The 12,997-nt window shown below is 70.5% G+C and carries 10 protein-coding genes; 9 read left to right on the top strand and 1 reads right to left on the bottom strand.

Annotated elements, in window-relative coordinates:
* The 4 genes from OHS57_RS17710 (at position 1) to OHS57_RS17695 (ending at position 6,510) form a co-directional block, all read left to right on the top strand.
* Complete coding sequence (locus tag OHS57_RS17710; RefSeq protein WP_328582596.1) at positions 1-1,251, top strand: hypothetical protein; 1,251 nt, start codon at positions 1-3, stop codon at positions 1,249-1,251.
* 191 nt (positions 1,252-1,442) lie between these two features.
* Entirely contained in the window at positions 1,443-2,936 is a 1,494-nt protein-coding gene (locus OHS57_RS17705; RefSeq protein WP_041987880.1) for an SCO6880 family protein, read from the top strand.
* Positions 2,933-4,735: an ATP/GTP-binding protein gene (locus OHS57_RS17700; RefSeq protein WP_328582595.1), complete on the top strand. Its 1,803-nt coding sequence runs from the start codon at positions 2,933-2,935 to the stop codon at positions 4,733-4,735. Before OHS57_RS17705 ends, OHS57_RS17700 begins: the two co-directional genes overlap by 4 nt.
* A complete protein-coding gene (locus tag OHS57_RS17695; protein ID WP_328582594.1) occupies positions 4,732-6,510 on the top strand; it encodes a TraM recognition domain-containing protein in 1,779 nt (592 codons plus the stop codon). The genes OHS57_RS17700 and OHS57_RS17695 overlap by 4 nt, the downstream gene beginning before the upstream one ends.
* A gap of 49 nt (positions 6,511-6,559) precedes the next feature.
* On the opposite strand, the gene OHS57_RS17690 is transcribed toward OHS57_RS17695, so the two are convergent.
* Positions 6,560-6,946, bottom strand: a complete 387-nt coding sequence (locus OHS57_RS17690; protein ID WP_328582593.1) for a hypothetical protein — start codon at positions 6,944-6,946, stop codon at positions 6,560-6,562.
* A 166-nt stretch (positions 6,947-7,112) separates the two neighbouring features.
* On the opposite strand from OHS57_RS17690, the gene OHS57_RS17685 reads away from it, so the two are divergent.
* From OHS57_RS17685 to OHS57_RS17665, 5 genes are all read left to right on the top strand, one after another.
* On the top strand, positions 7,113-8,147 hold the full coding sequence (locus tag OHS57_RS17685) for a C40 family peptidase (protein WP_052457079.1): 1,035 nt from the start codon (positions 7,113-7,115) through the stop codon (positions 8,145-8,147).
* Between the two features lie 37 nt (positions 8,148-8,184).
* Positions 8,185-8,727, top strand: a complete 543-nt coding sequence (locus OHS57_RS17680; RefSeq protein WP_443042911.1) for a DUF4913 domain-containing protein — start codon at positions 8,185-8,187, stop codon at positions 8,725-8,727.
* A gap of 211 nt (positions 8,728-8,938) precedes the next feature.
* Positions 8,939-9,988, top strand: a complete 1,050-nt coding sequence (locus tag OHS57_RS17675) for a hypothetical protein (RefSeq protein WP_328582592.1) — start codon at positions 8,939-8,941, stop codon at positions 9,986-9,988.
* Positions 9,989-10,183: 195 nt separating this feature from the next.
* Positions 10,184-11,233 carry a hypothetical protein gene (locus OHS57_RS17670; protein ID WP_328582591.1) on the top strand — a complete coding sequence of 350 codons (1,050 nt, stop codon included), beginning with the start codon at positions 10,184-10,186 and terminating at the stop codon, positions 11,231-11,233.
* A gap of 107 nt (positions 11,234-11,340) precedes the next feature.
* Positions 11,341-12,912 carry a glycosyl hydrolase gene (locus OHS57_RS17665; RefSeq protein ID WP_328582590.1) on the top strand — a complete coding sequence of 524 codons (1,572 nt, stop codon included), beginning with the start codon at positions 11,341-11,343 and terminating at the stop codon, positions 12,910-12,912.
* Positions 12,913-12,997: the final 85 nt, after the last annotated feature.

Genomic DNA, 12,997 nt, shown 5'->3' with positions numbered 1-12,997 from the left:
GTGAACTGCACGTCCGGCAATCCGGTCATCGACCTGGTGAAGGGGTTCTTCAGCTTCCTCGGCGACCCCATCGGAACCATCATCGACCTGGTCGCCAAGACCATCCTCGCCGGTGCTGTCGCGGTGTTCGGGGCGCTGGCCACCAGCGTCCCGACGCTGGAGCAGAGCCAGACGTCGAAGAACATCAGCGGCGACACCCAGTGGATCGTGGTCTACCTCGCGGTCGGCTCGCTGCTGTTCGCCGCCGCCCGGATGGCCATCGAGCGGAAGGGCGACGCGGGCACGACCGCCCTGAAGGGCATCATGCGCGTGGTGGTCGTCTCGGGCGCCGCCACCACGGTCTGCCTGGCAGCCGCCGCCGTCGCCGACGACTACTCCAGCTACTTGTTCAACGACGCCGTGCAGGAGTCCCTGCAGAACGTCGGCGCCTGCTCGGACGGCGGCGGGATCCAGTCCTTCCTGCTGCTGGTCCTCGCCTTCCTGCTGCTGATCTCCGGCATCATCCACACGGTCCTGATGTACATCAGGCTCGGCGTGATGATGCTGTTGCTCGGCACGCTGCCGATGGCGGCCGCCGCCTCGATGACGGACTGGGGCGCCGGCTGGTGGCGCAAGCACCTCGGCTGGATGATCGCCTGGCTGCTCTACAAACCTGCCGTCGCACTCGTGCTCAACGCGGGTATGGCGATGATCAATACGGGCAAGAACAGCGGCTCCGGCGACAACAGCACCATCAACACACGTATCGCCGGTATCGGCGTGATGCTGCTCTCCGCCATCGCCCTGCCCGCCCTGCTGAAGCTCATCGTGCCGGCGACGGCCGCCATGGGCACCGGCAACCCCATGTCCAGCATGGGACAGGCGGGCAGCAACCTGGCGAGCGGCGCCGTGATGCTCGGCGGCCGCGGCGGCGGTTCCGGCGGCGGTGCGCAGGCGGGTCCGAGCGGCGCTTCGGGCGCCAACGGCTCGGGCGGTTCGTCCGGTGCGGGCGGCTCGTCCGGCGCCGGCGGCGAATCGGGATCGGCCGGCGGACCCGGGTCCGGCGGTGCGAACGGCGCCGGAGGTGCCGCGGGAGCGGGCCGGGCCGGTGCCGCTGGTGCGGGTGCGGGCGGTGCCGGTGCGGGAGCGGCGGCAGCGGGCGGACCCGCGGGTGTCGCGGTGCTCGCGGCGGTGGCCGCGGCGCAGACCGCCAGTTCCGCCGTGTCGGGCGCCGTGGAAGGCGCCGACGGCGAGTTGGGCAACAACAAGTGATCCCCGGGGGAGGCGCGACGGCGGGCCGGTCGACCCGTACGTCCTGCCGTCGCCTCCCCTGACGGACGGCCGCCGAGCTCCCTTCCCCCCGGCGGGAGCTCGGCGGCTTCCGCGGTCCCACCGCCACCGCCGTACTCCGTACCCCAACCGCCGCCGTACTCCGACCACTTCATGAAAGGAAACCGGATCCTATGTCCGCGGAAGCTGTCACTCATCCGACCTACGGAAACTGGCGCAGGCCAAGGCGGCCCGGGCTCGGACCACTCGGACTCGTCGGCACCTTCGGGGCGTTCGGCGGCCTCATCGCCACCCTGCTCGCCTCGCTGATCTCGCTGTACGCCGCGCTCGTCGTGTTCGTTCCCGTGCTGCTGTTCCTGATCCCGCTCACCATCCGTACGCAGGACGGCCGCAACATCTACCAGCTGATCACGCTGCGCATCGGCTGGTCGCGCCGGAAGGCCAAGGGCGCGCACCTGTACGTGTCGGGGCCGCTGTCCGCCCGCCCCGGCGGCCGGTTCCGGCCGCCTGGCCTGCTGAACAAGGTCACGGCGACCGAGGGCCGGGACGCCTACGACCGTCCCTTCGGCGTCCTGCACCACCCGGTCCGCAACCTGTACACGATCGTCCTCGGCTGCGACCCCGACGGTGGTTCGCTCATCGACCCCGACCAGGTCGACGTCTGGGTCGCCCTGTGGGGCGAGTGGCTGGCCCGGCTGTCCCACGAACCGGGGCTGCGCGGCGCCTCCGTGATCGTGGAGACCGCCCCCGACCCGGGCACCCGGCTCGCCCACGAGGTGCTGCCCCGGATCCGCTCCGACGCCCCTCCGGCCGCACGCGCGGTGATGGAGGAGGTCGTCGACCGCTACCCCAGCGCCTCGTCCGAGATGCACACCTACATCACCCTGACCTACGGCATCCCGGGCGGCCAGAGCCGTAAGAAGGACGACATCATCACGGATCTCGCGATCCGGATCCCCGGTCTGCTCAGCGGACTCGTCGCCGCCGGCGGCGGCGCCGCCTACCCGCTGTCGGCCGAGCGGATCGCCGAGGTCGTCCGGGTCGCCTACGACCCCGCCGTCGCCGCCGACGTACTCAACGCCCGTGCCACGCACGGCGGTACGGGTCTGGAGTGGGAGGACGCCGGTCCTGCGGCAGCGGTCGAGACCGTGAACAGCTACCAGCACGACTCCGGTGTCTCCAGGACCTGGATGCTGACCCTGGCACCGCGCGGCACCATCCGGTCCTCGGTGATGCGGGGCATGCTGGAGGCGGCCCCCGGCACCCGCCGCAAGCGGGTCGCGCTGGTCTACCGGCCCATCGACCCGGCCACATCGGCGCGGATCGTCGAAGCCGACCGGCGCAGCGCCCAGTTCATGGCGACGTCCGGCAAGGGCATGGTGCAGGCCCGCGCGGCCTCCGAGGTGCGCGCGGCCGAACAGACCGCGAACGAGGAGGCGTCGGGGGCGGGCCTTGTGGAGTTCTCGCTGATGCTGACGGTCACCGTCGACAACGCCGAGGAGCTGGCCGACGCGAGCGTCACCATCCGGAACCTGACGGCGGCCTCCCGGGTGCAGATGCGCCCGGCCGACCGGATGCAGGCGGCGGCGTTCACCTGCACCCTGCCCGCCGGGATCCTGCCGTGGGAGCAGACCCTCGTACCGCACGAACTGCAGGAGGCGTTGTGAGCCGGCGCGAACAGAAGCTGGCCGAGCGGGCGGACCGGCTCGCCGAGGAGCGGGCGAGCAAGCTGGCGCCGGGGGAGCTGCTCGAACCGGAGTCGCCCTGGGCGGAGAAGCCGGGGCGGAAGAAGCCGGCAGGGGCGCAGCCCGTCACGGGGCAGAGCCTCGACAAGGGCGCGACGAAGAGCGGGACAGCGGGCGGCAAGAAGGGCGGCAAGGAGAAGGCGCCGCCCCGCCCCAAGGAGCTGTACGTCCCGCCCCGCGGCTGGTACGGAGCGGGCGGCGGGCGTGTCGGCTACATGGACCCGCCCACCATGTGGCGCGCCACCACCGTGCAGGCCTGCGGCATGTGGCCGTTCGCCGCGGGGTCCGGCTCGCCGATGACCGGAGTGCCGCTCGGACAGCACCTGTTCACCGGTGCCACCGTCTGCGGCGACCCGCTGAGCTGGTTCACCCGGGCCCGGTACATCTCCAACCCCTCGCTGTTCATGCTCGGCATGCCGGGTCTGGGCAAGTCCACGCTCATCAACCGGATGCTGATCGGACTCTCGGCAACCGGCGTCGTCCCGCTGGTACTTGGCGACCTCAAGCCGGACTACGCCGACACCGTGCGCGCGCTCGGCGGCCAGGTGATCTCCATCGGCCGTGGCCGGGGCGGCATCAACGTCCTCGACCCGGGCGCCATGGGGTCGGCGGCGGCGAAGATCGGCGGCGAGGCCGGTGAGGTGCTGAAGGCCGAGGCACACGGCCGGGTGCTGAACATGGTCGCCGCGCTCATCACCATCGTGCGCGGCCGGCCCATGGACGACCACGAGCAGTCCGTGCTCTCGGCGGTTCTGCACCACTTGCGCGAGCGCACCTTGCCCGGGCACACCGTGCTGCTGCCCGATGTGCTGCGGGTCCTCACCGAAGGCCCGCCCCGGGTGCGCGCCGTGACGCTGGACCGCGGTGACGACGCCCGTTACCGGGACGCCGTCGACCCGCTGCACCGCTCGCTGCTCGGCATCCTCGACGGCCCGCTCGGTGACACCTTCGCCTCCGAGACGTCGACCCACATCGACCCCGACGCGCCCGCCGTGTGCATCGACATCTCCGGAATCGGCGAGGCCGACACCCAGTTGACGGCGGCGGCGATGCTCGCCGCCTGGTCCGACGGGCTCGGTACGGTCGCGGCCTGCCACGCGCTGGCCGACGCCGGACTCGCCCCGCGGCGCTGGTTCTTCACCGTGCTGGACGAGCTGTGGCGCCCGCTGCGCGCGGCGTCCGGCATCGTCGACCGTATCGACGCGCTCACCCGCCTCAACCGTTCCCTCGGTCTCGGCGACGCCAAGATCACCCACACCCTCAAGGACGCCGAAGCACTCGGCACGGACGCCGACCGCGCCAAGGCGCGCGGCTTCGTCGAGCGTGCCGGGATGGTGGTGTGCGCGGGGCTGCCGAAGACCGAGATGGAGGATCTCGGCAAGGTCGTCGGGCTGTCCCGGCGCGAGATCGAACTCGTCTCCTCCTGGTCGTCGCCCCCCGGCTGGGGTGTCAACGGCGAGGACGAGGAACCGCCCGGCCGTGGCCGCTTCCTGATCAAGGTCGGTGGCCGCCCCGGCATCCCGATCAAGGTCGCCATCACCGACGCGGAGCGCCGGCTGCACAACACCAACACCCGCTGGACGCCGAACGAGCAGACGCTCGAAGAGGCCGTGGCCAAGGCCACCGGGCAGGTGCAACGGGCCGCTCAGGAAGGGCCCCCGCCCTTCCCCGGCGGACCCGGCGCCCCCGGCATCGAAGCACCCGGGAGGTGGACCGCATGAGCGGACAGCGCGGCGGCGATCTGCACGACCTGCTGCCCTGGGCCATCGTGGCCGTCGCCGGCACGGGCCTGCTGATGTTCACCGTCGCCTGGTCGGGCGGCACGATCGGCGCCGGTTTCTCCGGACACGGCTGGGACACCCCGCCGTTCGCCATGTCGACCGTCTCCAGCCTGGTCTCCGACGGGCCGGTCGCGCTGTGGCCCACGACGCCGACCACCGCCGTCTACGCGGGCATCTTCGGCCTGCTCGCGATCGTCGCGATCCCGGTCATCCTCGCCGTGATCCTGATCCTGGGCCGCAGCAACCGCCCCAAGGGCCTCGCCAACAGCCGGGACCTCGCCGCGATGTGCCCCAAGGGCATCGAGGCGCGCGCCCGCGAACTGCGGCCGACGCTCAAGGGCAGGGGGCGGCTCGACCCGGACGAGACGGGCAACCTCCTCGGCGAACTCGACCCCAAGGGGCCCGAGCTGCGCAGCAGTTACGAGGACGTGGAGCTCGACCTCATGGCGCCGCGCGCCGGCAAGTCGACCGGCATCGCCGTGCCGCGCGTGCTGCGCGCGCAGGGCGCGGTGCTGCTGACCTCCAACAAGTCCGACGTGTACGCCGTCACGCGCGCCGCCCGCGAAGAGGTAGGCACGGTCTGGACGTTCGACCCGCAGGGCATCGCGCACAGCCCGCGCGCCATGTGGTGGAACATGCTCGCCGAGTGCCACACCACCGAGGGCGCGCGCCGGCTCGCCGGGCACTTCGTGGCCTCCGTCAACGACGACACGGCGAAGAAGGACTTCTGGATCTCGGCCGCCCAGAACACCCTGACCGCCCTGTTCCTCGCGGCGGCCCGCAGCAACACCTCGGTCCAGCAGCTCCTCGGCTGGCTCGCCGACCCCGCCGACCGCACCCCGGTCGACCTGCTCCGTGACACCGGACTCGTCGCGATGGCCGAGCAGTTGCAGGGCACGGTGCGTGGCGCTGTGGAGACCAGGGACGGCATCTTCGAGACGGCGCGGCAGACCGTGTCCTGCCTCCTCGACCCCGACATCCTCGCCTGGGTCACGCCCGATCCTTCGCTGCCCGAGTTCCGCCCCGACCTGCATGTCCTGAGCTCGGACACGCTGTACCTGCTGTCCAAGGACGGCGGTGGCTCGGCGGCCGGTGTCATCGCGGGCATCGCCGACGCGACGATGCGGGCCGGTGTGGTGGCCGCCGAGCGCATGGGCGGCCGGCTCGACCCGCCGCTGACCGCGGTGCTCGACGAGGCGGCGAACGTGTGCCGCATCTCCGACCTGCCCGACCTCTACTCGCACTTCGGCTCACGTGGCATCAACGTCGTGACGCTGCTGCAGAGTTACCGGCAGGGCGCCCGGGTCTGGGGCGACGTGGGCATGGACGCGCTGTGGAGCGCGGCGACCATCAAGCTGCTCGGCGCCGGCCTGGACGACGCCGACTTCGTCCAGAAGATCTCCACGCTCGTCGGCCAGTACGACGTGCGCACCCCGAGCATCTCGCGCAGCAAGGACGGCACGTCGCGCTCGTACTCGTACCGCCAGGAGTCCGTCCTGCCGCCCGACAAGATCCGGGCCCTGCCCAAGGGCACGGCGCTGCTGCTCGCGACGGGCGTCAAGCCGGCCCTGATCCGGCTGCGCCCCTGGTACAAGGAGCCGGGCTCGGGCGCCATCGCGGCGGCGGCGAAGGCGGAGACGGCGGCGATCACGGCACGCGCCGCGGCGCGGCTGACGGGCGTGAGCCTCGGCAAACAGGCCCCGGGCCGGGTGTGACTCCCGGCTGGGTGTGACTCGCGGGCGGGGGGCCGGTCGCGGGTCACGGTCACGCCGTCATGAGCACCCCGGCGCCGAACGCCAGCGTCGAGGACAGGAACCAGCCGAAGGCGGGCGACAGCAGGTACCGCGCCGTCCACAGCCCGGCGGACGTGGGCTGGTTCCGCGCGTAGACGACCGGGACGCTGCGGCCCAGGCGCGGCAGCCCGCACCAGGGGCCGCGCCTGCCCGGGTCGAAGACGAGGCTGCGGCCGAGGTGGTCGGCGAACATCACGAGCCCGCCGCGCCGCCGGTCCGACGTGCCACGCGCCGTCACGACACCCATCACCCGCAGGCCGCGCAGCCACAGGCGCAGGGCCGCCAGCACGGACCGCACGGCGAGCAGCAGAAAGCCGAGGCCGAGCCCCGTGCACAGCGCCAGCAGCAACAACTCCACTCCCACAACGACCCTTTCGTCTGCCGTACGGCCCTCTCGCGCACAACGGATGTCGCACGCGGCCGGTTCACGCGACCTTGAACCGCCGAACTCCCACGTCCGTTGTGCGGACGGGCCCCTTGGGCCCCTACCCCGATCGACGCGGACGAAGGGAGCTTCGGCCCAGATGAGACGGCCCCTGCGCGCGCACAGCTACCGGACGGCGGCTGCCGTCGTCCTGGCCTGCGCCCTGACGGTGACGACCCAGCAGATCGCCCGTGCCGACCCCGCGACTCTCACCCAGGTACGTGCCCAACTGGACACCCTTTATCACCAAGCGGAAGTCGCCACGGACAAGTACAACGCCGCCGACGAGAAGGTGGCCAAGCAGAAGAAGCGCATCGACAAGCTCAACGCCCAGGTCAAGACGACCGAGGCGAAGCTGTCCGTCCTCAACTCGCAGGCGGCGGCGGTGGCCAGGGCCCAGTACCGGGGCGGCGGCCTGCCCGCCGAGATGCAGTTCGTCCTCGACGACGACCCGGCGACCGCCCTGGACAACGCGTCCTTGAACCGCAAGGCGCAGCAGGCCAGGCACAGCGTGCTGGCCGCGCTCGGCACCACGCGCGAGGACCTGCGGCACCGCACCGACGACGCCTCCGACGAGCTGAAGGACCTGAAGGCGACCCGTCGCACCCAGAAGGACCAGCAGCAGAAGATCGAGAAGCACATCAAGGCGGCGAAGCAGCTGGAGTCGCAGCTGGCCGCGAAGCAGCTCCAGCGGATCGCGGCGCTGGAGCGCCAGGAGGAGGCCGACGCCCAGGCGCAGTGGGTGAGCACCGGCGTCCTCAAGAAGGTCGGCAAGAAGGGGACTTCGGCCGGTCGGAAGGCCGTCGCCTACGCCGCCAAGCAGATCGGCAAGCCGTACGTGTGGGGCGCCGAAGGCCCCAGCTCCTTCGACTGCTCAGGCCTCACCTCGCAGGCCTGGCTCGCGGCGGGCCACCCCATCCCCCGTACGTCGGAGGAGCAGTGGCGGCAGTTGAAGCACATCCCGGTCGACGACATGCGCCCGGGGGACCTCATCATCTACTTCGCTGACGCCAGCCACGTCGCCATCTACGTGGGCGACGGCCAGATCATCCAGGCCCCGCGCCCGGGGCGTTGGGTGTACGAGTCACCGGCGGCGTCGATGCCGATCCTGGGAGCGGTACGCCCGGACGCCTGAGTCCCGTACGCCGAACTCACCATTGACAGGAGGGCCGATGTCTACTGCGCCGCCGGAGAAGCCCGAGGTGCCTGGGCCCGGGGGAGGCGCCGCTCCCGATCCGGAGAAGCCCCTCACGCCACCGCACTTCATCCTCTACATGGAAGGGCCCGCCTACGCGAACACGCTGCGTCAGCTGACACTGTGGACCCACCATGTACTGCTGCCGGTCTACGGCAGGGAAGTCAGCTCCCAGGCCCCTTGGTGCTCCCGCTGGTGGGAACACGCTGAAGCCGTCGCCCAGTTGCACGGCCTGTGGCTCGCCTGGGGGCATCTGACCGGGCCCGGCTCCAACATGTCAGGACCTGCCAGCTGGCATCGCGACTTCCTCTCGCCGGTCATGGCAGCGCTGCGGGACCCGCAGGGCCCCTTCGCCGGATGCAAGCCTGGTGCCCACCGCGGGAAGGAGGTTCCTCCCGTCGACGCGATGGATCCGTTCGCACCACCGCCACCGCCACCGCCACCGCCACCGCCACCGCCACCGCAGGGGCAGAAGCAGCCGAGTTGGGAAAGACCACCGACCGAGCAGCCGTCGAGCTGACCTGTCCGCCGGGGGCTGAGGGCGATGAACCGATGCTCCGGCGCACGCGTTGTGCTCGGTGAGCGGAGTCTTATCCGGTCGGCAGCGCCCGGATACGGCGCCGCCACAGGCTCCGTAGGGAGTAACCATCCAGCCCTAAGGAAGGGTGAAAATGGCAGGCTCAGAACACTCAGACGACAGCGGTAATTCCAACGATTCCGTCCAGTCCGTCATGTCGGTCCATATTGACGCGAGGAGCGGGAACATCCGCACCTCGTCCAGGCCCGTACCCAACGACGCACCCCAGCTTCCGGCCGGCACGACGCCGGGGACGGCCGTGTACGACCAGACGAGTCGTACGTACTTCGCGGGCGTGGGCGGCAAGCTCAAGACGTTCGCCGCGAACACGAAGGCCTGGGTCAGCAAGCACGACAAGAGGATCAAGAAGGCCGTGATCGACGTCGCTCCCCAGCTGGCGACTTCGATCGGGGAGGCCGTCCCTGGAAAAGCGGGCGTCGCCTTCAAGGTGGTGGGAGTCGCAGGTCAGGCCTATATGGGCGCCTCCGAACTCAACACGGAGCGGAAGCGTGTCCAGGGCGGTGGCATGCGCGACACCGCGCAGGAGGCCTTGAGCGCCGGCCGGATCGTCTCCGCGGTGGGGAACGCCTGGGGCGCCGCCGGCAGCGGGGAGGCAGCCAAGTGGGCCGGCCAGGCCGGGACCTGGATCGGCGGCGGCAGCACCGTCGGCGAGGCGACGCACCACTTCCACAAGGCGGAGCGGGAGCGGGAAGCCAGTGACCCCGCGTACGAGTTGCCGGTGTACGAGGGGAGGGCCCACAACAACACGAACATCGGATACGAGCCGGGCGAGATGGTACCCGGATCGTTCCCGTCCTCACACGACTCGACCAGCAACGTAGGCTCGCACGAGGACTGGCAGGAACAGCCTCTTTACGCCGAGCACACCCCCGCACACGACCCGCGCTTTACGCAGCAGCCGACGTACGGCGGTGGCTTTAACGCGCAGCAGTCGCCGTACGCGGGTGGCTTTGACGCGCAGCAGTCGCCGTACGGCGGTGGCTACGGCTCGCAGCAAGGGAGCAATCCCTCCATGTCGTCGTACGGGCCCGTCAATTACTCGCCGGCCGGCGGTAACTCGGCCGCGAGCTACCTTCCGCAGGGCGATTACGCCCAGAGCCAGCACAGCAACTCGAGCGTCCCGGCGGAAACAAGCGGACAGGGCGCGCAGCGGGAGAAGGGGAAGAAGGTCGTCCGCCGCTAGCCGCGGTAAACGGCCGACGCACACCGCACCAGCCAGCTCGACGTACAACGGCCGCGTCCCCGGGGCGCGGCCGTTGTGCCGGGACCACCGCCGACAGGTCGGGAGGTACGCACATGTCGGCACCGGGGTTGAACCGTTCCGCCCGGAGGTCCGTTGTCGCTCGTGTCAGCACCTCCGACCTGAAAGAGGGGCACCGTGGCGGACGCGAACACGGCTTCCTCGACCAGGAACCGGTTGACCAGGAACCGGTTCGCCAGGCAGCGCCCCGAAGTCCGGCTGGCGCGCGATCTGATCAAGACCGATCACCAGCTGGGCAAGCAGCGGGGTGAGGAAGGCCCTGCGGACCTCGGGACAGAGATCGCCGACCTCTGGCGCCGTCTCATGGACCGCATCAGGGGCCGGTCCGCGCCGGCGCCCGCGGGCGGTGGCGGTGGCGTGGGTGGCGGCGCGAGTGGCGGCGGCGACGGCGGTGGTTGGTCCGGATACCCGCAGGGCGAGCCGCAGCAGTCGGCCGGCGCCGGGATGTCGGTGCACGAGGAGCGGATGATCCGCCTCGAAAGCCAGATCAAGAAGCTGTCGCCACGCCAGCACGAGGCTTTCGAGGACGCGGTCCTGAATCTGGTCAGAACCGACAAGAAGTGGCAGAAGGTCTTCGAGGAATCCCCCGAGACCATACCGACCGTGGTGCGGTTCGCCGGCAACGCGCAGCGGAGAGAGCTGCTGCGGGACGCGCCCCCGACCGCCGCCGACCTGAGGGCGACCGCGGATCTCCGCGAGCAATGGGAGCGCCCGGCACCGGCGGTGGGTTCCTCGATCAGGTCCGGTTTCCAGGGGCCCGGTCAGAACGAATTCAGCGGCGGCCACGAATTCGAAGTGGCCGCACAGACCAACCTCAGGGAATCGACCACCCACGCCGTCTCGACGCCGCGCAGGGGCGAGCTGACCGACGGTCACACCTTCGTCGCCTCCGAGCACCGGCACATACTGGACGACAGTGCGTCGGAATCAGCCTTCGTGACCAACTCTCCTCTGATGAGCCCGGTCTCACTGCCCACCTCCCCCGAACTGCACACCAGGTCGATCGACATCCCGCAGTCCATGCTCGACAGCGAGGGCCGGTCGATCGTGCGCGAGGCGTACGACAGCCCGCTCAGTCCTACGACGCCTCGCCCGTTTGACGTGCCGTCAAATACCGCCAGTCCGCAGCACGTTCAGGCGAAAACGCAGGGCAGGGCGCGAAAATGAGCATGACATCCGTCACCGGATGAACCAACCACCCCGCCCATCCGTCGTGCCTGCGCAAGCGAAATCGATCAACCAACCCGCGTAAGCCCAATGGAGAGGCACGCTCTATGCGCAGACGCACATCATTCCTGCTGGCGCTGCTGCTGGTCATCGTCGGTGTGACAGGCACCGCCGTAGCGATCCAGACGCACCGCTCCGACAGCGGGAGCATCGCAGCGGCCGGTGCCGTCGCCGACCACACCATCACCCTGCAGAACAAGACGGACGGCCGGATCTGGGTCGGCAGCAGGGTCAACGCCGACGGTTCGGCCGAGCTCACCGGGCTGCCGACGCTCGACCCCGGCCAGGCCGCCACCATCACCATTCCCGAGCGGGAGGGTGCCGGGCACTGGCGCGGCACGTTCTTCGCCCGCCAGGGCTGCTCCGGTGACAACGGCAGCACGTTCCACTGTGCCGTCGGTGACTGCGGGCCCTTCGTGGACCACTGCTCGCTCGGCGAACAGCCCGCGAGCCTCGCCGAGTTCAACTTCGACCCGGCCGACTCCCTGGCGCCCTGGTACGACGTGAGCTACGTCAACGCCGTATCGGCCCCTGTCACCATCACCCCCAACGACGTGGCACCACCCGCGAGCGGCGAGTGCGCCGTGGCGGGCTGCCCCGAGGATCTGCTGTCCGCCTGCCCGGCCGACAACCTGCAGAAGGACCAGGCCACGGGCAAGTCGCTGGTGTGCGTCAACCCGAACCGGGACGCCAAGACGCCGTACAGCGACATGATCAACCAGAAGTGCCCCACCGCGTACGCCTGGTCCAAGCAGGACGCCGAGGCGGGCAACAAGGTGATGTACCAGTGCACCAAGTGCAGTGGTCTGACGGTGTCGTTCGGGACCGGCAGCGCCCCGGCGCCCGCCCCCGTCGTCAACAACCCGCCGCCGCCCGCCCCGGTGGCGCCGGCGTCGCACCGTAAGGGTGTCAGCCTCAACCCGGTCGACGGCGCCTCCCAGGCCCTCGCCGACTCCGGTGCGTCCTGGTACTACAACTGGGCCTCGTCCAGTGGCGCTGTGGCCAAGCCGAACGGTGTCGAGTACGTCCCGATGATCTGGGGCCCCGGCTCGGTCACCGACGACGAACTGAACCATGCCCGCCAGGAGGGCACGGAGCTGCTCGGCTTCAACGAGCCCGACTCGGGCACGCAGGCCAACATGTCCCCCGAGCAGGCCCTGGACCTGTGGCCCCGGCTGCAGTCCACCGGGCTGCGGCTCGGCGCACCCGCCGTCTCGTACGGCGGAGACGTCCCCGGCGGCTGGCTGGACCGCTTCATGCAGGGAGCGCAGCAGCGCAATCTGCGCGTCGACTTCATCCCCCTGCACTGGTACGGGTCCGACTTCGGCCCGGACGCCGCCAACCAGCTGCGCGGCTACCTCCAGGCGGTGCACGACCGCTACCACAAGCCGATCTGGCTGACCGAATACGGCCTGATCGACTGGTCCAAGGGCCCGGCTCGGTATCCCAGCGAGCAGGAGCAGACCGACTTCATCAAGTCATCGACGCAAATGCTGAACAGTCTTGACTTCATGGAGCGCTACGCCTGGTTCACCCTCTCCACCGTGACCAGCCCGACGGGTCTTTACAACGGCACGACACCCAACGCCAGTGGCCGCGCCTATCACGACGCGGGCTGACCTGGCGGTTGAACCGTTTCCGCCGGTGATCCGTTGTACCGAAGTGCAAGCTCGCCGTGGTCCGCTCCGGGACCACGGCGAGCCA

The sequence above is a fragment of the Streptomyces sp. NBC_00370 genome, from assembly GCF_036084755.1.
In the GTDB taxonomy this organism is placed as follows: Bacteria; Actinomycetota; Actinomycetes; order Streptomycetales; family Streptomycetaceae; genus Streptomyces.
This window is presented reverse-complemented; position numbering and strand designations above follow the sequence as displayed.